A 21,759-nucleotide genomic window follows, 5' to 3' on the forward strand; every position below is an offset into this window, starting at 1 on the left:
CACCTACACAGCCGTGAGTTCGGCGAGCAACGCTCGCGGGTCGTCGACGTGCAGACTCACCCCGACAACCGCTTTCGGGCCGCCCGCACCGACGCGAACCGACACCGCTCTGCGAAAGTCGATGTCGAGCACAGTCCCGTCCGGGCCGGGCAGGAACAATCGATCGTCGGCCACCACTTTCTGTGTGCGATCGAAACGTCGTGCCATCCGCACCGACTCGATGTCGGATCGATCCACCGTCGCCACTACCGTCGAACCGGAGCGGAGGATCAACTCCCGCTCGGTCACCAGATGCGGATGCACCACACGCGTCGCCAGCGTCCCCACCAGCAGCACGATCGAGAGAGTCGTCGCGACCAGCAGCACCCATCGCAGCCACTCCCACGGCACCAACAGGTGCACCGCGAGCGCCTCGATCAGACTTGCCACCACGAACGCAACGGGTATGACGAACGTTCCTGCGCAGTAGCCGAATCCGATCGCACTGCCGCCTCGGTCATCGACCTGCCCGCGACTCCACAGCCACACCGACGCGATCACGGCTCGGACCTCAGATCGCGTAGCACGAGAGCCAGAACCTTCTGCTGCGCCCGATCAGGCACGATGGACTCGACACTGACCACCGATTCCGGGAACGACGCGGAGTCGAACAGATCCACGTCGGCATACTCCCTGCGGAGCACCGACACCAGATCGCCGGCAAGAGTGCCGATCTCGATCTGCACCGCGTCAGGATCTGCACCGGCCACAGCGGCGAATCGTCGATAGAGCTCAATCGTCTCCGCTCGTTTCTCCGAATCGGCGAGCACCCGTGCCGCACCGTCGAACAATTCGGCCGGCCCCGTCCCGGAAATAGCCAGTAGCTCCCACGCATCGCGATCGCGCTCGAACTCCTGCCGCGTCGCCGGATCGGATTCGTCCTCGATCAACTCGGCAAACGCCATCGCCAAACCACTCGGCAACGGTGACACCGGCCGCCCACTGCGATGCGCGGCGAGCATGTCCTGCAACCGGCGTCGTTGCCCCTGCAGCCGCTCCAACTCCACGTCGAGGCTCTGCACGAGCGAGCTGAGGTCCGCTTCGAGATCGTCCGCGTCGGATTTCTCGCGAGTCGACGCCATGACCGTCGCTACGGAGCCGAGCGGAACACCGGCCGCCGCCAGCCAACGAATTCTCAGCAACCCGATCAGATCGGTCAGCGCGTAGTCCCGGTAGCCGTTCGAGAGCCTCGTCGGCTCGGCGAGCAGTCCCAACCGGTGATAGTGCCGAATAGTTCTCGCAGTGACACCGGCGGTGCGCGCAACATCGCTGATTCGCATGCAGCAAGCATCAACCATGACGCTACGTCATAGTCAAGCACCGGGTCGAGCGTCCGAAACGTATGACATTTGTCAGTGTCAACCGAGGAACGCCTCGGTACCGCAGTACGAACAGTTCTGTACCGAAGACGGATGTGCAAATCAACAGTTAATGATGAAATTTCGGTATGAAAACACACATACACCGAAACAGGCGACGGCCGCTGGCGCTGATCGCACTTGCCTCCGCAGCCGTACTTGCGCTCGGAGCGTGTTCGTCCGACAAGGACTCGACCCCCACCTCCGGTGGCACCACGACGGCGGGCACGACCACAGCCGCCACCGCCGGCGTTCCCGACAGCAGCGTCGGAAAGCAGATTTCGTGGCTGCTGGACACGATCAACTCCGACAAATCCGCAACGCAGGACGAGATCGACCAGCATTTCGGCCCGGCCATGCCGGTCAAGTTGACCCCGCCCGACTTCGACTCGCTGCGCGTGAACCAGCCTTGGACCACTGTCGCGTACTCCGGTGGAGACACCGACGGAACAGTGTCGATCACCAGCACCGGCGGCGGAGCGCTCGACGTCAACATTGTCGTGGACGGCACCGGAGTGATCGCCGGAATGCAGATCACCCCGACACCGGAACCCCACGTTCCGGCCACGTCCTGGCAGGAACTCGACGCGGCCGTGCAGGCATTGCCGTCACCGACCAACGTGACCGTCACCGAGGTGACCGGCGGCAAGAACACCGAACTCTTCTCGGTCGGCGCCACCGGGCCGCAGCCCACCGGATCCGTCATCAAGCTGTACGTCCTGGGCGCCGTCGCGACCGCCGTGGAAGACGGCAAGCTCAGCTGGGACCAGAAGTTGACCGTCACCGACGACCTCAAGTCACTGCCCGGCGGCACGATGCAGGACCTGCCGGCGGGAACCGAGGTCACGGTCCGCGAGACCGCCGGAAAGATGATTTCCATCAGTGACAACACCGCCACCGACATGCTGATCGCCGCAGTCGGACGCGAAGCCGTCGAAGCCGAACTCACCACCATGGGCATGGCCGATCCGTCCCTGAACATCCCGTTGAAGCCGACGCGGGCACTGTTTCAACTCGGTTGGGGCGACGACGGTGCCCACCGCGCCGAATGGCGTGACGGCACACCGGATCAGCGTCGCGCGATGCTCGCTGCCCTGCCCACCGGACTGATCGACATACCGCTGACCGCGTTCACCGATCCCGCCTGGCCCTTCGACGTCGACTGGTTCGCCGGCCCGGCAGACATTCGGGCCGCGCTGGTCTCCTTGCAGGCGAAAGCAGAAACCCCTGCGGGTGCACCGGTCCGCGACATCCTCGCGATCGATCCGGCAATCAACGACAAGGCAGCCGAGTACTTCGACTACGCCGGGTTCAAGGGCGGAAGCTCCATCGGAGTTCTCGCCGGCGCCTGGTATCTCAGCCACGGTGACCGTTCGTGGGTAGTGACGATGCAGACCTCCAGCCCGGACCTGGCGCTCGTCTCCCAGCCGAACTTGTACTTCGACATCACCGACGACGCCATGGCACTGATCGAGAAGGAAGCCGGACGCTGATTCGGCGAAATCGAAGGGCTTAACGCTTCTTCTGTCAACACAATCGGGAATCTCACCCGGTCGACCGGTGGCGGACGGGTGAGATTCCGGGTGATATCTCGCGGCTACCGCGAATCGGCAGGGCCTCCGCTCTACTCTGAATACCGACGCGCCATTCCCCGAACCACCCGACGCGTCTGGACCTGTTGACGCTCGCGGAGATGTTGACAAGACCGAGCACAGACCCCGCTCTCCCGGGAGGGCGGGGTCGCTTCGTGTCAGGAGTCCGCTCGAACGGGCATCACCAACGTCGTCAGGTCCCCGGCACCAGCGGAACGAATCACCACAGGCTGATCCGGGCCGGAGATGTCGACCATGATCTCCGGCCCTACGGCACCTTCGACTGCCGGGCGCAAAGTGGCCGGATCGAAGGTGAGAGTCACATCGGTACCTTCCACCGTCGCCGGAACGAGAAGGTCGTCGCCGCCGATCGTCGATGTCAGACCGCCGGACCCGAACCAGCAACGCACCGCCGTCGACCCGGCGTCGTTCAGGACCTGCAGTAACGCTTCACGCGAAAGAACCGCCCTGGTCGACACCGGGCGCAGCGACCCGAGCATGCTCCGGTAGTCGGGGAACACGTCGTCGAGCGCAGTGAATCGAAGATCGACGCCACCCCCGTCAAGTCGGAACTCCGCGACCGAGGCACTCACGCGGATGTCCTCGTCCCGCCTGACCGACGACAGCGCGGCGGCCAGTTCCGCCGCGTCGACCACCCGCGACCAGTCACCGCCACCGCCGCCTACGTCGACGAGCGTCCGCGTGGTGAGTCGGTAACGATCCGTTGCCGTCAGCACGAGCGAATTCTGGGTTGCCTCCACGAAGATCCCACGCAGCACCGGGAACTCCCCGCCCTGGGCCGCGGCCGGAAACACCTGTGCGATTGCATCCGCGAGTTCCGCAGCCGAGACGACGACGCCGGACCCGGAGCGGCCGAAAGCCATCTTGACCGTCTCTGCCACCAGCGCGGCGTCACGGGCTCGCTGTTCGAGGTCGCGAACGTGCTCGTCGAGCAAACGAGTCGCATCGTCGACGTCGCCGGCGAGAACGGCCGCCACCGTGTGGAGCGGCATCCCGATTTCCCTCAGACGCCGAATGGTCGACGCCCGCTCGCGCTGCGAGTTCGTGTAATACCGGTACCCGGTGTCGGGGTCCACTCTGGCCGGAACCAGCAGCTTGCAGTCGTCGTAGAACCGGAGGGCGCCGGCGGTGAGCCCACTCCTTCATGCGAGTACGCCGATGGTGATCAGTTGGTCGGATTCGGAATCAGTCACCCCGCCATCTTGGGGCTTCAACCAACTCCAAGGTCAAGCCGACAACCGGGGTACCCGCCGATAGATCGCTAGGGTGGAGTCGAGCCGACCCACAATCGACCGAGCAGGGGCCCGACGTGACTTCAGTACCCGATCGCAGCCGTATCACATTTCCCGATATCAGCTCGCGCGCCTGGGAGCACCCTGCCGACCGTGCAGCGCTGGTCACCCTCCGCACGCTTCGCGGATTCGATGCGGTGCTGCGAACGCTGTCGGGCCTCCTGCAAGAACGTCAGCATCGGCTCATGTACCTCGCGACGTCCGTCCGGGTGAACGAGCGTCAATTCCGCGATCTTCACGAGCTACGTCAAGACTGCGCCGACATCCTCGACGCCGACCAGATCCCGGAACTCTTCGTTCTGCAAACCCCTGTGGTCAACGCGTTCACCATCGGAATGGACAAGCCGTTCATCGTGATCACCACGGGTCTACTCGACGTGATGAACTACGAGGAGCAGCGATTCGTCATCGGACACGAGCTCGGACATGCCCTGTCCGGCCATGCCGTGTACCGCACGATTCTCATGCACCTGATGCGGTTGGCAGGAACTATCGGGTGGTTGCCGGTCGGCGGCTGGGCATTGCGAACAATCATCGCCGGACTCATGGAATGGCAACGCAAATCCGAACTCTCGGGTGACCGGGCCGGTCTGCTGTGCGGACAGGACGTCCACACGGCCATCCGCGTTCAGATGAAACTTGCCGGCGGCTCACGCGTGAGCGAGATCGACGTCGACGCCTTCCTCGAGCAAGCCGCCGAATACGATTCCAGCGGCGATCTGCGCGACGGCGTCCTCAAACTCCTCAACATCGAACTCCTCTCCCACCCGTTCTCGGTACTGCGAGCCGCTGAATTGAAGAACTGGGTGGACAGCGGCGCGTACTCCACCATTGTGCGCGGCGACTATCCACGGCGCGCCGGCGACGACGCCGCGAAGATCGGCGACGAGTTCAAGAACGCGGCCAAGAACTACAAGCAGAACTTCGACCAGTCCGAAGACCCCCTGATCCGGACGATCCGTGATCTCGGCAGCGGATTCGGCGGAGCCGTCGGGGCAGTCGGCAATGGAGTCAGCGATGTCGCCTCCGATATCAAGGACCGATTCACCCACTGGCGCAAGAATTCCGACACCACATCGGGAGGCGAGGACGCCTGACGTCACTTGCCGTGCGGGTCCAGGTGATTGAGGGTCGCAACCACCTGCGCATAGTCTCCCCTGGCTTCGCCGTAGCGAAGGAATTTGACGTTCTCCACCTGAATTTCGGTGGCATCGGGCTGCGAGTCGAGCAGTCCGATCACCTCGGTCACGAAATCGTCGAGCGGCATCGCGAAGGCGCTCTCTTCCTGGCCGGGCATGAGTGAGGTACGCACCGCCGGGGGTTCGAGTTCGAGAACCTGCACGCTTGTATCGGCCAACTGAAGACGTAGCGATTCGCTGAGCATGTGGATGGCGGCCTTGGTGGCGTTGTAGCTCGGAGTCGCCGCAAGCGGGGCGAACGCGAGACCTGACGACACTGTGAGAATCGTCGAGTCCGGGCGAGTGGACAGATGCTCGACGAACGCGCCGATCAACCTGATCGGTCCCAGCAGATTGGTGGTGACCGTCTGCTCCGCCGAGGCCAGGAATCCGTCCGGGGTATGCCAATCCTCCACGCGCATGATTCCCGCCATGGGGACCACGACATTCAATTCGGGGTACGCGGCGATCACTTCCGCTGCCACCGCTGTGATGCTCCCCGGATCGGTCGTGTCGATGGTCACGGTGTGGATGCCAGGGTTCTCGTGTCCGATCCGGTCGAGGAGTTCGGTCCGGCGCCCACCGACGATCACGGTGTTGCCCTTCTCGTGGAGCGCCAGAGCCAGGGCCAGGCCGATTCCGCTGGTAGCGCCGGGAATGAATACGGTGTTTCCGCTGATCTTCATTGTTCGACGATGACACCTCTGGTGCGCGTACAACAGGGTCCGTCGATCGGTGGATTCGCGATCCCTGGATAAATCGAGCAACCGCTCGGATGATGGAACGATGGACCGCCCTGCACTCGCCGACTTCCTCCGACGCCATCGGGAGGCCCTGCAACCTGGTGATGCCGGTCTACCGACTGGGCCACGGCGCCGAACCGCCGGTTTGCGCCGCGAGGAGGTTGCGGGGCTCGCCGTGATGTCGGTCGACTACTACACCCGGCTGGAACAGCAACGCGGCCCACAACCGAGTGTCCAGATGCTCGCCGCTATTTCGCGGGCCTTGCGACTGACCGACGACGAACGCGATTACCTGTACCGACTCGCCGGTCACAGCTCCCCCGACCGGAACGGTACCGGCGGTCAGGTCGCTGCTGCACTGCTACGGGTGCTGGACCGACTCGAGGACTGTCCGGCGTTGATCATCTCGAACATCGGTGACACCCTGGCCCAGAACCGGATGGCCGCAGCACTGTTCGGTGACGTTTCGCAATACTCGGGACTGGAACGCAACGAGATCTACCGCTGGTTCGTCCGCCCCACAGCCGAACGTCTGCGATACCCCGAGGCCGACCAACCGCGACACAGTCGTGCGCAGGTGTCCGCACTGCGCGCAGCATACGGTTCGATGGGTCCGATGTCGCGGGCCGGCGAACTGGTACTCGCCCTACTCGACAAGTCCGAGGAATTCACGGGGCTGTGGGCACAACACGAAGTGGCCAAACGATTCGAGGATCACAAAACCCTCGTCCACCCCGAGATCGGATTCATCGAGGTCGACTGCCAGGCACTGTTCACCGAGGACCAGTCCCAGGCGCTGCTGGTACTGACCGCCCCACCGGGCAGCGAGGGAGCCGACAAGCTGAAACTCCTGTCGGTACTGGGCCTGGAAACCTTCAGCGACCACTCGCACTGACACCTCTCGGGCCCGCCACCGCGGAAAGCGGTTCGGACGGAACGAGTATCACGTATGGTGTATCCCGGAACCGAATTCGCTTCCGCCAGTGAGCCGGTCGCCGCCTCGGCGGCTGCGTTCGTGCACCCACCCGGCAGGGCCTGCCAATGCCCGGGTGAGGCCGAGAGTAAAACGGCACCCGCACCCGCGCCGATGCAATCACCGCGGTAACCGCACAGCTCACCACCACCGAATCGTGCGGTGCGAGAGAACGTGCGGTGCGAGAGAACGTGCGGTGCGAGAGAACGTGCGGTACGAGAGAACGTGCGGTACGAGAGACAAGGAGAAGACAATGGGACGCCTCGCCGGAAAGATCGCTTTCATCACCGGAGTAGCCCGAGGTCAGGGACGCGCACACGCCATTCGCCTCGCTCAGGAAGGCGCCGACATCATCGGCGTCGACCTGGCTGGACCGTTGCCCGGAGTTCTGTACGATTCACCCACACCCGACGACCTCGCGAAGACGGTCGAACTCGTCGAGAACGAAGGCCGTCGCATCATCGCCGACAAGGCCGATGTTCGCGACCTCGAGGGCATGCGCGCCGTACTCGACCGAGCAGTCGGTGAACTGGGTGGGCTCGACATCACCGTGGCCAATGCGGGCATCTGCATCCCGGCAACATGGGACAAGTCGACACCGGAGATGTTCCGAGATCACATGGACATCAACGTCACCGGCGTCTGGAACACCGTCATGATCAGTGCACCCCACCTCATCGAACGCGGCAAGGGTTCGATCATCTTGACCAGTTCGTACGCCGGTAAGAAGGTCCAGCCGTTCATGGTGCACTACACCACCAGCAAGCATGCGGTGACCGGCATGACCCGCGCGTTCGCCGCAGAACTCGGTCGACACTCCATTCGCGTCAACAGTGTGCATCCCGGCGGCGTACGGACCCCGATGGGCTCCGGGGACATGCAGAGCGCCTTGGCCGCGGCGTCGGAATCGAATCCGAAGCTCGCGCAGATGGGCACCCCGTTCCTGGAGCAGTGGGCCGCCGACCCCGAGGAGATCGCCGCTGCGGTCGCGTTCCTCGCGTCCGACGACGCCGGCTTCATCACGTCCGAGCATTTGAGCATCGACGGTGGATCGCAGTACTTCTGACCGGCAGTACTTCTGACCGGCAGCACTTCGGGTCAATGTCCTTCTGGTTCGAGGAATTCGAGCCGATTCCCGACGCCGTCGTGAGTATGAAAGCGGCGGCGCCCGGGAATCTCGGCCGGATCGGCCCACGTGATCGAGAAGCCTGCGTCCTCGAGCGCCTGTGCCGCGGCGTCCACGTCGACGACGAATGCTGGATGAGCCTTGCGGGCCGGCCGAAAATCGGGCTCGATGCCGACGTGTAGTTCACCGTCCGGCCCGCCCACTCCCGGCACCTTGAACCAACACCCACCGCGGGCGGCGAGCAGAGGCGGCTTGGGAAGTTCCGTCCACCGCAGAGCGCCACCGTAAAAGGCGCGCTGTGCATCCTCGGAACCAGGCGGGCACCCCACCTGAACGTGATGGATCATCTCTCGACTCTACTCGGGATTTGAGTCGGCCAGGTGCACGCGCAATCGTCGCTTCACCGAATATGTTGTTCACCAACATATTCCGTCTCCAATTTCTACTGAACTCAACCTCCGGATAAAACCTGGGCCTTGCATGCGGTCGTTGTAGTGTATACCGTATCCAATACATGAGATGCGCGCCACTCTGCGCGTTCCGTGTGATGACTACGACAAATGCCCAGCAATACCGTGGAGGTACCGCGTGTCACCGTTCAATCACCAGGTTTCCGTCGAGGACGACTCGTTCCACACCATGCCTGATGGCAGTGGATTATGGAGTGAGAGCGTGCAATTCACGTGCTACGACCCGAAATCCCAGATCGCCGCGTACATTCACTGGGGCCTGCTTTCGCGCGAAATCTGGGAAGCCAATTTCGCGATCTACCTGCCCAACGGCGAGATTCTCGTCAGCCGAACCTTCGCACCCAGACGCGAAGGTGAGCCGATGTACACAGGCCAGGCCGAGACGAAGCCGCTGGAACCACTCGAGAAGTGGCAAATGACCTACGACGGCGTAGTTCGGCGCGTGCTGATGGCCGACCTCGCGAAGGGTCCGCTGACCGACGGGCTGACCGAGCGTGTGAAAGTCGACCTCGTCGGCACGGCGTCCTCGCCGGCATTCGGCAAAGGAATGCGTCTCGATCCCAAGACCATGACGGCGCACGACAAGAACCCGGCGGTCAGCGGATCCGGCCTGCACATCGAACAGTCCATGAGGGTGACCGGCCAGGTGGAAATCCACGGCGAAACGATCGAGTTCGACGCCGTCGGGCATCGCGATCATTCGTGTGGTCCGCGCAGCAACAGTCACATGTGGCGCGAATCGTGGATCAACGGAACCTTCCCGAGCGGAAAGACCTTCCACCTGCTCCAGATCCACGTCACCGGGCGTCCCACCTACTTCATGGGTTATGTCTGGGACGGTTCGGAATTCATCGAGGTGAGCAACCATCAGGGTCCGGCACTCACCGGTCCGCTGGGCGAGCCCCGCGAGTTCGAGACCACCTTCGACACTGCGGAAGGACCGCAGGTCATCCACGGTGAAATTCTCGGCGTACTTCCGATCACCGTGCTGCCACAGGGCATGTACCCCGGTGTGGAGCCTCGCGGCAACCTCGCCGCGGAGGCACCCACTCGGTGGACCTGGAACGGTGAGGTCGGTTACGGCTGGACCGAGCGGGTATTCACCAGCGGCGGTTGGGTGCAGTTGCGCGACGCCGACGCCAGGGCCAAGTGAGCACTCCGTCATCCGATCGACTCGGGTTGTCCGAGCATCTCCCTGACACGGCACGTTGACGAAACGGAACCAAAGAACATGCTATTCGACAATAAAATGGAAATGCCAGATTCGGTCGCATCCGAAAACCTCGGAGTCTGGCTGTCCAAGCACATGCCCCTCGCCGAAAATCTGACTGTCGACAAGTTCGAAAGGCCAGGCGAAAACGGCTTCTCGAACATCACGGTGTTGATCGACGCGTCGTGGACCATCGACGGGGTCGAGGAATCGAAGTCGATGGTTGCACGTATCGAACCCACCGGCGAGACCCTCTTTCGCAAGTACGACGTGGAATTTCAGTTCAAGGTCATGAAAGCACTCGCCGATTCGGAAGTGCCAGGTTCCGAATGTCCTCTGGTACGAGAAGTCGAACGACGTGCTCGGCGCACCGTTCTTCGTGATGGAGCACGTCGCCGGAAACATCCCGTCCGATGATCCGAGTTTTGCAGCACCCGGAAGCTGGGTGCTCAGCCTCGACGTCGCCGATCGCGAACTCCTGGTGAACAACGGCCTGAAGACCCTCGTCTCGATCCATCGGCTGGACTGGCAGTCTCTCGGCCTGAATTTCGCGGCGCGGACATTCGACGGAAACTCGGCAGCAGAAAAAGAAGTCAACTACTACGAGGACTTCTACACGTGGACCGTCGGAACCGACCGCTGCCCGGTCATCGACGAAGCACTGTCCTGGGCCAAGGCCAATCAACCTACCGGCGAAGAACTCGTGCTCTCGTGGGGCGACAGCCGAATCGGCAACATGATCTTCGGTGACGACCTCTCCGTCAGCGCTGTGATCGACTGGGAGGGCGCCACCTTGTCCTCCCCGGAGAAAGATCTCGGTCACTGGATTCATCTGTCGCGGGTGTTCAGTCAGTACTACGGTTTCGATCTCCCGGAAGGTTTTCCCAGTCGCGACGAGATAGTCGGACGATACGAAGAGCTTTCGGGCCGGACCACCCGAAATGTCCATTTCTACGAGGTGCTGTCCGGAATTCACGGGTCGATCCAGGCGAACCGCGCGCTCCGCCTGATGATGGAGTCCGGAGTCATCCCCAAGGACAAGAACGCCCTGGACAACAATCCCTTCACCCGTTCGCTGGCCGATCTGATCGGCCACGTCCTGCCGGAATCGGAGGGACTTGCCGTCATCTCCGGCAAGGGGTGAACACGTTACCCTGACCGGAGGACGAAACCTTCGTTTCCGAAGTGACGCCTGCCTGACAATCCGAAACCAATCGGTAGCAACAATTTTCAGATCCGATCGAATCCGGACCTAGTTCTACCGATGGTGCCGTCGGACTCCCCTGAACGGTGAGGAACAACTCGAGGTTCACAGCTGAAGGCAGTCAGCTGTGAACCTCGAGTTCGTGGCGGCAGTGATGCAGGCTTCCCACTGCACCACTGCCGCGCAGTAGAACGGTAACATTTTTCGAACAGATGTGCGAATGTATTACTTGGATGCGTGTCGGCCCACCGAGTCGGGGAAGCCCTCGGCGATCGCAGCCACCAACTCGAGATACGCCCGGGCGGTTCGCTTGTTCAGGAGTTTCAGGTCGATCGGGCCGCCTTCGCCCAGATGGTCGTCGTACGGCAAGGTTCGCACTGCGCGTACCCCCCGCTGCACGAAGACATCCTCGAGTTGATCCAGATCCAGCGACGACGACCCCGGCCTGGTCGCATTGATCGCCACCACCGACCTCGTCACCAGATCCGCATAACCGTGCTTCGACAACCAACTGAGCGTCGCTGCAGCACTACGTGCACCGTCCTGGGCTGTCGGACTGACGATGACCAGCGCGTCAGCCTCGTCGAGGATTCCGTACATCGCCGAATGCATGATCCGCGGTACCACAGTCGGTGATGATGATGTTGTAGTGAACCTCGAGTATGCGCAACGTGTCCAGGTAATCCTGCTCGTTGAACGACTCGGACGTTTCCGGGTCCGCCTCGCTGGCAAGAATTTCCAGCCGACTCTCGCCTTGCGACGTGTAGTACCTGACATCGCTGTAGGTCTTGATGTCGCTGTCCGCCAACAGATCTCGAACCGTCAGATGATGCTCGCGCTCCTCGCGATCGGCAAGAGTGCCCAGATCTGGATTCGCGTCGATGGCGACGACGCGGTCCCCACGAATCGATGCGAACGTGGAACCGACGGTCTTGGCGGCGGTCGTTTTTCCCACACCACCCTTGAGCGAGATGAACGCAATCTTGTACACCCCTCGGACCGTCTGATTGGCCCGGCGCACCAGCGCCTGGTGCTCGAGTTCGGCGGCCGACTGGCCCGTGTTGATCCGTCCACCGGACAACTTGAAGAGCACGCTGCCGAAGCCGCGCTCCGGTGGCCGCTTCGCTCGCTTGATGATGTCCAGATCGTCCACCGACGTCATGTCCTGCGGGCGTGCCGATCGAAAATCCGCCTGCTCGTCACGCCGTGACTGTCGCATCCGTTGACTGGGCAGGGGCTTGGCCGACGGCTCGTCGAACTGTGGCGTGAACGTCACTGTTCGCAACGACCTCACGTGTTCCTCGTCGGACGCGGCGGTGCCGCCGGACTGCGGCGTCGCCGAGCCGTCGCGGAGAAATCCCGTATTCGAGCCGTTGTTGTCGCTTCGCACCGTCGTCCTATGTCGAGTTGGGAGTAATCGGACATAACGTCTCGGACGTTATCACTGCTGAGGCCTCCGAGTTCGGCGGTCGATACCGTCTCGGAGAGAGAAACCGTTGCACCCGAACTTCGATGACTTTGGTCCTCTTCGACCGTCGACGTGCAGCAACTTTCCCGAAGGTGCCCTCGACGCAGCACCGACTCCACCCACGGGTTCCCGACGCTCGCCACGGGCAACGGGCGCGGCAAATGCCCGGGGTGAACTTTATTGTCAAATTCCGACTCGACGCCGCCGAAAGCCACCGCCATCGCCACAGGTATCTACTAGTTGCCGTAGTAGATACCTGTATCCTTCCGCGTATGACGCCTGGACCCCGCGATGTCGCGCAGTTGCGCGGGGCAGTCGTGGGCGGCACCTCTGGAGCAGTCAGCATCGCGGCCCACGCTCTGGGTGGCGGCAGCGCGCCTTCGGAGAGCGCGATGGCACTTCTGGTCCTTGCGTGCGTAGCGGTCGGCGCAGTGGTCGCATCCTTCGACACGAGACGCGCGCCTGTCCTCTCGTCGGCACTCATGCTCGCGGCCGGGCAGACAGTCGGCCACGCCACCTTGACCGTGGCATCCGATCATCACCACGGATCGCTGCGTACCCTCCCGATGCTCACCGCGCACGTCCTCGCCATCGGTGTCTGCGCACTCCTCGTCCGCGCAGCAGAGCACGGATACCGGGTGACCGCATCAACCCTGGCAGCCGTCGTGGCCGTCGTTCTGCGTCCCTGGGCACCTGCACCCGCCACTTCTACTGTCAAGACCCGCTACCGGCCCAAAGTTGTTCTGCGTCAACTCCTCACCTCAGGCCTGGGCACTCGCGGTCCGCCCGCATTCGAGTAGTTCGCCCCCTTTTCTCATTGCGCGCGGAAAGCCCGTGCGCCACTTTGCCGTGCGCCTTTGTCGACCGCCGGCGGTTGACAAAGGCGCACAGCGGGAGTGCTTTGCCGCACTGCCCCAGTGCAACCACCAGGATCAGCTCGCCTGCTGGTCCTGCAACCGAACTTCACCGATCACGGAGACACATATGTCTGCTCGACACACGATATTCGTTGCTGCCGTCTTGACCGCAGCATTGGCACTGACCGGTTGTTCCTCGGAGTCCGACAAGGAAACCGAAGCAGCACAAGCCGTCACGATCAAGGACCAGTGGGTCAAGGCCGCACCGGACGGAATGAGCGCGGCCTTCGCCGAGCTCGTCAACTCCGGCAGCAAGGACGTGCGCGTCGTCTCTGCGACCAGCCCGGCCTCACCACGGGTGGAACTGCACGAAGTGGTCACCGGCGACGGCGGAACGATGACGATGCGACCGAAGGACGGCGGATTCCTGATCCCCGCCGAGAGCACCGCAAGCCTGACGCCGGGTGGCGATCACCTGATGTTCATGGACCTGTCCGCACCGCTGCTTCCCGGCGCCGAGACAGACGTGACCGTGATCTACGACGACGGCTCGAGCACCACGTTCACAGCCCAGATTCGCGACTTCTCCGGCAACCAGGAGAACTACGACCCCAACCACGGTGGCTGACAACAGCAACCCGCACGTCCGAGCGCTCAGCAGGCGACGCCTCCTCGGAGGAGGCGTCGCCACGCTCGGAGTGGCGGGAATCACCTGGGGCGCAACAACAGCGATCGACCAACGCGGGCATGATCGACCGGCCGGGCAACTGGTGGAACCGTTCCACGGTGCGCACCAGGGCGGGATCACGACCACCCCGCAAGCACATGCCGTCTTCATCGGGTTCGACCTGTTACCGAGTACCGACCGTTCGGTGGCGGTGGGGATCATGAAGATGTGGTCCGAGGACGCGTCGCGGTTGACGGCCGGACAACCCGCCTTGGCTGACACCGAACGGGAGTTGTCGCTCGATCCGGCCCGCTTGACGGTTACGGTCGGGTACGGACCCGGACTGTTCACGAAGCTGGGACTTCAAGACAGCCAACCGGATTGGTTCGCACCACTTCCGATCTATGCGATCGATCGACTCGACGACCGCTGGGGTGCCTCCGACCTGCTCTTGCAGATCTGCGGCGACGATCCGGTGACGGTCGCCCATGCTGTCCGGGTGCTGTCCAAGAACGTCCGCGCCTTGACGACGATTCGGTGGACTCAACGAGGCTTTCGCAACGCTCGCGGAACCACCGCTGAAGGCGCCACGATGCGCAACCTCATGGGACAGGTGGACGGTACCGTCAATCCGAGACCCGGCAGCACGGATTTCGACTCCCTGGTCTGGCACGACGGCACCGACTGCCCCTGGCTCGCCGGGGGCACATCGTTGGTACTGCGACGGATTCGAATGGAGATGGACACCTGGGACGAACTCGATCGGCCGGGGCGCGAGATCACGGTCGGTCGCACACTGTCGAACGGTGCCCCGCTCAGCGGCACCGACGAATTCGACGAGGTCGATTTCGAGGTGACCGACGCGTTCGGAATCCCGGTGATTCCGCAGGGCTCGCACATCGCGCGCGCTCGTCACACCACACCGCAGGAACAGTTCTTCCGGCGGGCGTACAACTACGACGACGCACCGGAGGCGGGCCAGAGCAGCAATTCCGGGCTGATCTTCGCTGCGTACCAGCGCGACATCGCGGCGCAGTATCTACCCGTACAGCAACGGTTGAGTGATTTCGACGCCCTCAACGAGTGGACGACGCCGATCGGCTCGGCCGTCTATCTCGTTCCGCCGGGCTGCGGCGAGAACGACTATCTGGGCAGCGGACTACTCGGGTGACCAACTCCGGGCGGACTCTTTCGACGAGTCCGCCCGGAGTGGGCAGTCGCCCTACTTCGTCTTACGCGGACCCGGCATCGCTGCGCCCGGGCGGGCGGTGGTCAACCGGGTGACCCACCCGCTGACCGGCCACTTCTTGAGGCCCACATTGTGCGGTGTGACCTCGGTACCGACGTACGTACCGGCCAGCTCTTCGTCCGCGTCGCCGACAAATCGCCACAGCATACTGCCGTCGGCGTTGCGGGTCGACACCTCCCACGAGTGGGCGCGGAATGCTCCACGAATAATGCTGTCCGCGAACACCAGAACGGGGATCCCGGCTTCGGCTCGCACCGCCGCGCCCGCCGACCATTCCTGGCGCGCCAGCTCGTAGATCTCTTCCTGGGTGGCCCCGGCCGCCGCTGACGCCGGTACGTGCAGAACCACACTCGGGGTCGGCAGTTCCGGTGCCGGATCGGGCGGAGTACCGCAGCGCCAGTTCTTCGACCCTGGTGGCGCGCAAGTCTTTGTCGATGCTGTCGCCGGCAAGGTTGGTCAAGCTCGCGCCGCTCTCGCCGATACGCAGAACCTCGACGATGCCTCGCACGATCTCACCGGCAGTCCCCGACGCCTCGCCCGTCGGCGCGGTCGAACGAACAACGACGAAGTGTTCCACTGCCGACCCGGCATCGTAGATCTCTCGGATCCGTGAGATCTTCGCAGCGGTGACCTTGGTATCGGTTTCGACCGGACCGACTGCGCCCTCGAGTGCCGCGGACTCCCCCAGCGCTTCGAAGACCGGCGCGAACACCTGGTTGCCGCTTCCGTGGCCGACGTGGAACACCTGATCGTTTCGCGGATCACGCAGCGCAAAGACATACTCCCCCAAACGCTTCGCCACCTTGTCCGAGAACGGTCGCGGAGCAGGCTTTCTGACGATGACCTCGGTGGAGAGGGTTCGCATCACCGCGAGCCGAAGTGCGTCCGGAACCGTGCTGGAGCCGGCTGCGCCGGAAAAGATGGTGGCCGACGCCGTGCTGATCGAGGTGAATGTGCGACCTGTCAGCTTCTCCAACGACGCCGATACGAGGCTGACGGCGGCGAGCTTGGCGTCGAGAGTGCCGCCGTCGGCGGCGAGAAACTCCTTGACCGACGGTGCTACGAGCAGGGTGGGGCCGATACCGCGAGGAACTGTCCAGACAATTGCCATGGGACGAGCCTAGGCGATCACACTCGACGCCGAAGGCAGGTCGCCGCTCGTGTGAGCGTGCGGAGCCCGACCGGCCGGTAGCATCGATGTTCACCGCGTACTCGCCGAGAGGAACAGCTACCGCCGTCATGACCCTGTTAGTGCGCGGAATCGATTGGTCCGATTCGGCTACGCCCAAGATCCGCTGTGTCGACGACGACACCGGTGCGACGTCGTACTTCACGTGCGGTTCCACGTTCAGGTTCTTCGTTCACCAATCGCGTGGCCTCCGGTGTCTGGGCCGACAGGACGGCTCGGTTCGTCTTCCGTGCGATCGCGACGCGCAGATCGTCTCGGGCCGCCAGTGCGAGCGGTGCCGCGCACGGGACGGTTTCACCACCGTTCACCAGGCCCACCTCGACGGCGCCCGCATCCACCCCAATGTTCGCGCCTACCTCGCGCTCCCACAGTGGCTGTACGTCGATATCTTCGCGGGCGGTCGAATGAAGGTGGGCACTGCTGTCGACTTCCGCAGACACTCGCGAGTGGCCGAGCAGGGCGCGGTGTCGGCTTTTTTCCTCGCCCGCTCCCGTGACGGGGTAGCGGTCCGGGAATTGGAAGCACGTGTGTCCCGAGAATTTCACCTGAGTCAGGCAGTCAGGACCTCACGCAAGATCGAAGCTCTCGCCGCCCGAGTAGACCGCGGTGAGCTTCGCCGAGCGCTGCACGACTTCGTGGTCTCGGCAACGGCGGATCTGGCGGAGCTGTCCGACGGGATCGACGGAGTCGACATCGCCGGACCCGCCGAAGAATGGTCGCCGCCGGTATGCGCCGAACAAGTTTTCGATGCCGCTCCGCTCAACGTGTATCCCCACGCATTCGTATCCGGCGAGCACTCTCTGTATGTGACCGGAATGGCCGGTTCTGTCGCGATGGTGCGCACCCGACTCGATCCCGAATCGCCACGTTTCGTCGCCGACCTGTCGTCCCTGGTCGGTCGAACCCTCACTGTCGGAGAATTCGACTCACCAGGCGTGGCAGTTCAGGAATCGTTGTTCTAGCCGCGTCAGCAACTACCGTCCGCTGCGGCGCCGATGCCTCTGGTCACCTCGGACTGCTCGTCCGGCGACAAAGTAGACCACTCCGGGTACGCCTGGATCGAGGACAGCAGGTCGTCGGCAAGTGACTGACGCGTGATCCCCGTCTGGCTGCCGGTCTCGTCGATCGCCTGCTGATATCCGTCGAGATACTGCAGAACGTCGGAACACGCCTGCGCATAGGTACGCGGCAGAGCCGACCCGGCGGCAGGATCGACCGGCACGTCGCCTGAGGGCGCACCGTCTGCTGGGGGAAGATCGGCGGGCGGAGCATCGCCACTTCGGCTCTCTCCTGGAAGTGCAGACGGCGCCGGCGCGGCGACCGATTCCGACGATACGACCGTCGACGACCCCGACCCGTCCTCAGCCGGCGACGAGTCCCCCGACCCACACGCTACGAGGACAAGTACTGAGCAGGCACCGATGAACCCGGTGATCGTCTTCTTCATTCCACCAGCATGCCAGAGGGGCAGGCAGCGCCTTCCCACACCGAGGGCAATAGCGGCTTTTGGGAGAAACCAGTTCTACCAGCACTTTCGATGGAGATTTCGACAAAAGGGCCGATTCCCCGCCGCAAACTCACCGCAACCCGACCGATTGCCGGAGCTCTTGCACCCCTGTTGACGCCCGACATTGCGTCTAATACCGTGCTAGTGTTGCTTAACTAAAAAGTAACTGCGTAGCGAATGTCTGAGTTGTCGGACTATTTTCAGCAGTAACTATTCGGTGGGGATTCGTCTCGAAGGGGTAGAAAAGTGGGTCTGTTTCGCCGGCGGGGGTCGCGGGAGGAAGACGACGATCGTGGCAAGAATGTCGATCACGAAGATCCCGCATACGCAGCATGGTTCGCGAATGTCATCGATTCGAGCGGGCAGGCCATTCCCTACAAGCGCCCGCTCACCTCACCGGTGTATCCGCAACTCCAGCAGTCTGCACCGACGCAGCATTACGAGATGTACTCGCCGCCGCCGCAGACCGGTCGAGACGCGTGGACCTCAACGGCTCGCACCCATGAAGAACCCGACCAGAACGATCAGTTACCAGCGCATAACGGGATAATCCCGCAAACATCCCATCTTGGACAACGTGCGCTCGAACCAGTGGAACCATCGCATCCCCCACCCGAACCACCCCCACCCGAACCACCCCTGAGCAACCCGATCTTTTCCCCACCGAAACATCAACTGGAGACGCCGCCGGTGCCTCTGCCCTACCAAGGAGAACTAATGAGCAACATCGACAAAGTCCTCAACGAACTGATGCGCGTCGACGGTGCGACGGGCGTTGCCGTCGTGGACGCGGACAGTGGAATGGTTCTCGGCATGGCCGGAAACCCGGCTTTCAGCCTCGAGTACGCCGGGTCCGGCAACTCCGAGGTGGTCCGGGCGAAACTCCGCACGATGAGTAACCTGGGAATTACTGACACCATCGAGGACATCCTCATCACGCTCAGCACCCAGTACCATCTCATCCGCCTCATCGAGACCCCGGGGTTGTCCACACTTTTCACCTACCTCGTGCTCGATCGTTCTCGCGCAAACCTGGCGCTCGCACGCCACAAGCTCGGGGAGCAGACTCCCAAGATCGAAATCTGATACCACGTCGTCAGGCGGCCCGGAATGCGCGCACTCTGCGCGTTCCGGGCCGTTCCGGTTTCCGTAGCGTCCAAATTCCTTACTCCACACCATAATTGGTATTCGACACAGGGCTCGAGGGTCCGATGGTCGTCGTTCGCCGAATCACCTTCACCATGCACGGCCCGCTAGGGTACACAGGCGCCGAACACCGCCCTCGAGCCTGAGTCATTCGTATTTCATTGCCACACAGCATGGTCCGCTACATCCTCGACCACGTCCGATCGTTCGACGTGTCGAGATCGCAGATCCCTTCAGGCCCGGTTTGTCATAAATGACATACTTGTAGTTCACCTCTGAAGGAAGCGATTTCACACGCATGGCAAGCAAGACACACCGCGGTCGCGGCATCACTGCGGTCACCATCGGCGTATTCGCCGCTCTCACTCTCACCGGATGCGCCGGAACCTCGGCCGCCGGCGACGCACCGTCGACGAACGTCGGGTCAGGCGTCGGCGTCGGCGTCACCCCTTCCGTGAGCGCCGGATCCGGTGTCGGAGTAGGGGTCACCCCTTCGTCGGCGCCTACGGTACCGACACACACCTCCGCGACCTCGGACCTCCTGGCCCAGATCCCGATCAAGGGCCGAGCCCCCAAAACCGGCTATGACCGGGCGTTGTTCGGCCCGGCCTGGACCGACGCGGTCGACGTGGAGTTCGGACGCAACGGTTGCGACACACGTAACGACATCTTGCGACGTGACCTGACGGACCTGGTCGTCAAGGACGGGGCCAAAGCATGCACGATTCTTTCCGGAACGTTGCACGATCCGTACACCGGGAAGACGATCAATTTCACTCGGGGACAAGATACGTCGACGGCCGTCCAGATCGATCACGTCGTCGCGCTGTCCGACGCCTGGCAGAAGGGCGCACAGCAACTGGACACGCAGACTCGAACAAACCTGGCCAACGATCCGCGCAATCTACGCGCCGTCGACGGACCGACGAACCAGAAGAAGTCCGACTCCGACGCCGCGTCGTGGCTACCACCGAACAGATCGTATCGATGCGAATACGTCTCCGCTCAAGTGGAAGTGAAAGCGGCATACGGGCTGTGGATGACTCAAGCCGAGCACGATGCCATCGCCGCAATCCTCGAGTCCTGCTGACGGATCCGACGCCGAGGCTTCCGGCGCTGATCTAGGCTGGATACATGGCCAGATACTTCGATGTGCACCCGCAGAATCCGCAACCACGCTCCATCGGCCAGATCGTCGAGCTTCTGCGCGGTGATGCCGTCATCGCTTACCCCACCGATTCGTGCTATGCCCTGGGCACGCGGATGGACAATCACGGTGGAGCCGACCGCATTCGAGACATCCGAGCACTGCGGTCGGACCACCACTTCACTCTGGTATGCGCCGACTTTGCGCAACTCGGCCATTTCGTGCACGTCAGCAACTCCGCATTCAGAGCAGTGAAGAACGCCACACCCGGGCAATACACCTTCATCCTCCCGGCCACCAAGGAAGTACCGCGCCGTCTCGCACACCCGAAGAAGAAGACCGTCGGAGTACGCATCCCCAGCCATCCGGTCGTCCGCGCACTGCTGCAGGAACTGGGCGAGCCGATCCTTTCGAGCACACTGATTCTTCCGGACTCCGACGAACCGATGACCGACGGATGGCTGATCAAGGAAGAACTCGACCATCAACTAGATGCCGTCGTCGATTCCGGAGACTGCGGCACCGAACCCACCACCGTCGTGGACTACTCCTCCGGAGTACCAGAAGTCATCCGTGTCGGTGGTGGCGACCCGAGTCGGTTCGAGTAGCGCCTCGAGCGGGACACCGGCCCTTGTTCACGAGGTTGCCGGTCCATGCCTACAGCCGAGACTCGCTCCCACGGGGCGCGCCCTTCGGTATCGCCCGAAATCGGGCCGCCGATGAGGCGAGCAGTCCTGCAAAACAAGACAATTCGACGCGGATACACCTCCGGCCCGCTACCGCGAAGGTCATGCCTTCACGGTGGCGGGCCGGAGATTTCCGACTGCCGAAGCAGATCAGGAAGCGCTGTTGCCACCGAAGAGGGCAGCGAGGGTCGCGGCTGCACCGATCGCGCCGATGAGCGTTGCGACGGGTCCGACGACCTTGGCCAGATCGGTGAGCGGTCCGGTGGTTGCGTTGGCTGCAATGCTGCTCTCGTATGCCATGTCTATCTCCTCATCATGGAATGTCTACGCGGTCCGCGCGTCCGGTTGTGTAACGGCGCTCACAATATACGTAAGACAGCCGAAAGTTGAAACAGCCCCCTCATGTGCGATGTAACTCACACCTCACCCGATCGGAACCCGCCAGTAACTATGCGGGCCACGAACGACGTGCCGGAAACAAGCACGTGACGAACAGGCTAACAACCGTCGGCAACCTAGGACTGAAAAGTGGCTCCGATCACGATTGCCATATCAGATCGCAGCCGTGAAGCGGTGCTCACCCGACACCCGGAACCGACCGCGACTCAACGTAATCGGACACATTCACTATGAATCA

The 21,759-nt window shown here is 62.8% G+C and carries 23 protein-coding genes and 2 pseudogenes; 14 read left to right on the top strand and 11 right to left on the bottom strand.

The genetic code is table 11. From position 1 onward, the window contains the following. Positions 1 to 3: 3 nt before the first annotated feature. Positions 4 to 540, bottom strand: coding sequence for a hypothetical protein (locus ABH922_RS18815; RefSeq protein WP_424808360.1), 537 nt, complete (start codon positions 538 to 540; stop codon positions 4 to 6). Further along, entirely contained in the window at positions 537 to 1,319 is a 783-nt protein-coding gene (locus tag ABH922_RS18820; RefSeq protein WP_424808361.1) for a MerR family transcriptional regulator, read from the bottom strand. The genes ABH922_RS18815 and ABH922_RS18820 overlap by 4 nt, the downstream gene beginning before the upstream one ends. A gap of 167 nt (positions 1,320 to 1,486) precedes the next feature. Between ABH922_RS18820 and ABH922_RS18825 the strand changes: the two genes are divergently transcribed. Then, positions 1,487 to 2,890: a serine hydrolase gene (locus ABH922_RS18825; protein WP_424808362.1), complete on the top strand. Its 1,404-nt coding sequence runs from the start codon at positions 1,487 to 1,489 to the stop codon at positions 2,888 to 2,890. A gap of 257 nt (positions 2,891 to 3,147) precedes the next feature. Here ABH922_RS18825 and ABH922_RS18830 read toward each other — a convergent pair whose 3' ends face one another. Further along, positions 3,148 to 4,002, bottom strand: coding sequence for a hypothetical protein (locus tag ABH922_RS18830; protein ID WP_424809720.1), 855 nt, complete (start codon positions 4,000 to 4,002; stop codon positions 3,148 to 3,150). After that, positions 3,982 to 4,137, bottom strand: a pseudogene (locus tag ABH922_RS18835) (MerR family transcriptional regulator); the annotation flags it as partial. The gene ABH922_RS18830 and the pseudogene ABH922_RS18835, both read right to left, overlap by 21 nt. Positions 4,138 to 4,319: 182 nt before the next feature. Between ABH922_RS18835 and ABH922_RS18840 the strand changes: the two are divergent. Next, a complete protein-coding gene (locus ABH922_RS18840) occupies positions 4,320 to 5,399 on the top strand; it encodes a M48 family metallopeptidase (protein ID WP_424808363.1) in 1,080 nt (359 codons plus the stop codon). A 2-nt stretch (positions 5,400 to 5,401) separates the two neighbouring features. Here the strand turns inward: ABH922_RS18840 and ABH922_RS18845 are convergent, their stop codons facing one another. Then, complete coding sequence (locus tag ABH922_RS18845) at positions 5,402 to 6,166, bottom strand: SDR family oxidoreductase (RefSeq protein WP_424808364.1); 765 nt, start codon at positions 6,164 to 6,166, stop codon at positions 5,402 to 5,404. A gap of 100 nt (positions 6,167 to 6,266) precedes the next feature. Between ABH922_RS18845 and ABH922_RS18850 the strand changes: the two genes are divergently transcribed. Both ABH922_RS18850 and ABH922_RS18855 read left to right on the top strand, forming a co-directional pair. Next, the gene (locus ABH922_RS18850) at positions 6,267 to 7,118 is read left to right on the top strand and encodes a helix-turn-helix transcriptional regulator (RefSeq protein ID WP_424808365.1); all 852 of its coding nucleotides are present in this window, start codon (positions 6,267 to 6,269) and stop codon (positions 7,116 to 7,118) included. Between the two features lie 331 nt (positions 7,119 to 7,449). Continuing rightward, on the top strand, positions 7,450 to 8,262 hold the full coding sequence (locus ABH922_RS18855) for a mycofactocin-coupled SDR family oxidoreductase (protein WP_424808366.1): 813 nt from the start codon (positions 7,450 to 7,452) through the stop codon (positions 8,260 to 8,262). 32 nt (positions 8,263 to 8,294) lie between these two features. Here the strand turns inward: ABH922_RS18855 and ABH922_RS18860 are convergent, their stop codons facing one another. Then, a complete protein-coding gene (locus ABH922_RS18860) occupies positions 8,295 to 8,669 on the bottom strand; it encodes a glyoxalase (RefSeq protein ID WP_424808367.1) in 375 nt (124 codons plus the stop codon). 325 nt (positions 8,670 to 8,994) lie between these two features. On the opposite strand from ABH922_RS18860, the gene ABH922_RS18865 reads away from it, so the two are divergent. From ABH922_RS18865 to ABH922_RS18875, 3 genes are all read left to right on the top strand, one after another. After that, on the top strand, positions 8,995 to 9,945 hold the full coding sequence (locus ABH922_RS18865) for a DUF7064 domain-containing protein (protein ID WP_424808368.1): 951 nt from the start codon (positions 8,995 to 8,997) through the stop codon (positions 9,943 to 9,945). A gap of 102 nt (positions 9,946 to 10,047) precedes the next feature. Further along, positions 10,048 to 10,419, top strand: a complete 372-nt coding sequence (locus ABH922_RS18870; RefSeq protein WP_424808369.1) for a hypothetical protein — start codon at positions 10,048 to 10,050, stop codon at positions 10,417 to 10,419. Next, a complete protein-coding gene (locus tag ABH922_RS18875) occupies positions 10,361 to 11,146 on the top strand; it encodes a phosphotransferase family protein (RefSeq protein ID WP_424808370.1) in 786 nt (261 codons plus the stop codon). Before ABH922_RS18870 ends, ABH922_RS18875 begins: the two co-directional genes overlap by 59 nt. 285 nt (positions 11,147 to 11,431) lie before the next feature. Here the strand turns inward: ABH922_RS18875 and ABH922_RS18880 are convergent, their stop codons facing one another. Both ABH922_RS18880 and ABH922_RS18885 read right to left on the bottom strand, forming a co-directional pair. After that, a complete protein-coding gene (locus ABH922_RS18880) occupies positions 11,432 to 11,818 on the bottom strand; it encodes a MinD/ParA family ATP-binding protein (RefSeq protein WP_424808371.1) in 387 nt (128 codons plus the stop codon). Further along, a complete protein-coding gene (locus tag ABH922_RS18885; RefSeq protein ID WP_424808372.1) occupies positions 11,781 to 12,596 on the bottom strand; it encodes an AAA family ATPase in 816 nt (271 codons plus the stop codon). The genes ABH922_RS18880 and ABH922_RS18885 overlap by 38 nt, the downstream gene beginning before the upstream one ends. A 350-nt stretch (positions 12,597 to 12,946) precedes the next feature. Here ABH922_RS18885 and ABH922_RS18890 point away from each other — a divergent pair, with 350 nt between their 5' ends. The 3 genes from ABH922_RS18890 (at position 12,947) to ABH922_RS18900 (ending at position 15,369) form a co-directional block, all read left to right on the top strand. Continuing rightward, positions 12,947 to 13,474, top strand: a complete 528-nt coding sequence (locus tag ABH922_RS18890; protein WP_424808373.1) for a hypothetical protein — start codon at positions 12,947 to 12,949, stop codon at positions 13,472 to 13,474. Between the two features lie 184 nt (positions 13,475 to 13,658). Then, positions 13,659 to 14,159: a copper chaperone PCu(A)C gene (locus ABH922_RS18895; RefSeq protein ID WP_424808374.1), complete on the top strand. Its 501-nt coding sequence runs from the start codon at positions 13,659 to 13,661 to the stop codon at positions 14,157 to 14,159. Next, positions 14,152 to 15,369 carry a Dyp-type peroxidase gene (locus tag ABH922_RS18900; RefSeq protein ID WP_424808375.1) on the top strand — a complete coding sequence of 406 codons (1,218 nt, stop codon included), beginning with the start codon at positions 14,152 to 14,154 and terminating at the stop codon, positions 15,367 to 15,369. Before ABH922_RS18895 ends, ABH922_RS18900 begins: the two co-directional genes overlap by 8 nt. 61 nt (positions 15,370 to 15,430) lie before the next feature. Here the strand turns inward: ABH922_RS18900 and ABH922_RS18905 are convergent, their stop codons facing one another. Then, positions 15,431 to 16,558, bottom strand: a complete 1,128-nt coding sequence (locus ABH922_RS18905) for a GIY-YIG nuclease family protein (protein WP_424808376.1) — start codon at positions 16,556 to 16,558, stop codon at positions 15,431 to 15,433. 128 nt (positions 16,559 to 16,686) lie between these two features. Between ABH922_RS18905 and ABH922_RS18910 the strand changes: the two genes are divergently transcribed. After that, positions 16,687 to 17,598: a DUF2797 domain-containing protein gene (locus ABH922_RS18910; RefSeq protein WP_424808377.1), complete on the top strand. Its 912-nt coding sequence runs from the start codon at positions 16,687 to 16,689 to the stop codon at positions 17,596 to 17,598. A gap of 5 nt (positions 17,599 to 17,603) precedes the next feature. Here the strand turns inward: ABH922_RS18910 and ABH922_RS18915 are convergent, their stop codons facing one another. Beyond that, positions 17,604 to 18,083, bottom strand: a complete 480-nt coding sequence (locus ABH922_RS18915; protein WP_424808378.1) for a hypothetical protein — start codon at positions 18,081 to 18,083, stop codon at positions 17,604 to 17,606. Positions 18,084 to 18,860: 777 nt separating this feature from the next. On the opposite strand from ABH922_RS18915, the gene ABH922_RS18920 reads away from it, so the two are divergent. The 3 genes and pseudogenes from ABH922_RS18920 (at position 18,861) to ABH922_RS18930 (ending at position 21,044) form a co-directional block, all read left to right on the top strand. Beyond that, a complete protein-coding gene (locus tag ABH922_RS18920; protein ID WP_424808379.1) occupies positions 18,861 to 19,229 on the top strand; it encodes a hypothetical protein in 369 nt (122 codons plus the stop codon). A gap of 358 nt (positions 19,230 to 19,587) precedes the next feature. Continuing rightward, a pseudogene (locus ABH922_RS18925) lies at positions 19,588 to 20,376 on the top strand (HNH endonuclease family protein); the annotation flags it as partial. 47 nt (positions 20,377 to 20,423) lie between these two features. Beyond that, positions 20,424 to 21,044 carry an L-threonylcarbamoyladenylate synthase gene (locus ABH922_RS18930; RefSeq protein WP_424808380.1) on the top strand — a complete coding sequence of 207 codons (621 nt, stop codon included), beginning with the start codon at positions 20,424 to 20,426 and terminating at the stop codon, positions 21,042 to 21,044. A gap of 228 nt (positions 21,045 to 21,272) precedes the next feature. Here the strand turns inward: ABH922_RS18930 and ABH922_RS18935 are convergent, their stop codons facing one another. After that, a complete protein-coding gene (locus ABH922_RS18935; protein WP_424808381.1) occupies positions 21,273 to 21,422 on the bottom strand; it encodes a hypothetical protein in 150 nt (49 codons plus the stop codon). Between the last annotated feature and the right edge of the window lie 337 nt (positions 21,423 to 21,759).

The organism is Rhodococcus sp. 27YEA15 (assembly GCF_049739425.1).
Classification (GTDB): domain Bacteria; phylum Actinomycetota; class Actinomycetes; order Mycobacteriales; family Mycobacteriaceae; genus Rhodococcus_F.

Coding starts and splice junctions, on each gene's coding strand:
- ABH922_RS18820 (WP_424808361.1), bottom strand. CDS start 1,319: ATGCGAATCAGCGATGTTGCGCGCACCGCCGGTGTCACTGCGAGAACT.
- ABH922_RS18825 (WP_424808362.1), top strand. CDS start 1,487: ATGAAAACACACATACACCGAAACAGGCGACGGCCGCTGGCGCTGATC.
- ABH922_RS18830 (WP_424809720.1), bottom strand. CDS start 4,002: ATGCCGCTCCACACGGTGGCGGCCGTTCTCGCCGGCGACGTCGACGAT.
- ABH922_RS18845 (WP_424808364.1), bottom strand. CDS start 6,166: ATGAAGATCAGCGGAAACACCGTATTCATTCCCGGCGCTACCAGCGGA.
- ABH922_RS18850 (WP_424808365.1), top strand. CDS start 6,267: ATGGACCGCCCTGCACTCGCCGACTTCCTCCGACGCCATCGGGAGGCC.
- ABH922_RS18855 (WP_424808366.1), top strand. CDS start 7,450: ATGGGACGCCTCGCCGGAAAGATCGCTTTCATCACCGGAGTAGCCCGA.
- ABH922_RS18860 (WP_424808367.1), bottom strand. CDS start 8,669: ATGATCCATCACGTTCAGGTGGGGTGCCCGCCTGGTTCCGAGGATGCA.
- ABH922_RS18870 (WP_424808369.1), top strand. CDS start 10,048: ATGCCAGATTCGGTCGCATCCGAAAACCTCGGAGTCTGGCTGTCCAAG.
- ABH922_RS18880 (WP_424808371.1), bottom strand. CDS start 11,818: ATGCATTCGGCGATGTACGGAATCCTCGACGAGGCTGACGCGCTGGTC.
- ABH922_RS18890 (WP_424808373.1), top strand. CDS start 12,947: ATGACGCCTGGACCCCGCGATGTCGCGCAGTTGCGCGGGGCAGTCGTG.
- ABH922_RS18895 (WP_424808374.1), top strand. CDS start 13,659: ATGTCTGCTCGACACACGATATTCGTTGCTGCCGTCTTGACCGCAGCA.
- ABH922_RS18905 (WP_424808376.1), bottom strand. CDS start 16,558: ATGGCAATTGTCTGGACAGTTCCTCGCGGTATCGGCCCCACCCTGCTC.
- ABH922_RS18910 (WP_424808377.1), top strand. CDS start 16,687: ATGACCCTGTTAGTGCGCGGAATCGATTGGTCCGATTCGGCTACGCCC.
- ABH922_RS18915 (WP_424808378.1), bottom strand. CDS start 18,083: ATGAAGAAGACGATCACCGGGTTCATCGGTGCCTGCTCAGTACTTGTC.
- ABH922_RS18920 (WP_424808379.1), top strand. CDS start 18,861: ATGAGCAACATCGACAAAGTCCTCAACGAACTGATGCGCGTCGACGGT.
- ABH922_RS18930 (WP_424808380.1), top strand. CDS start 20,424: ATGGCCAGATACTTCGATGTGCACCCGCAGAATCCGCAACCACGCTCC.
- ABH922_RS18935 (WP_424808381.1), bottom strand. CDS start 21,422: ATGGCATACGAGAGCAGCATTGCAGCCAACGCAACCACCGGACCGCTC.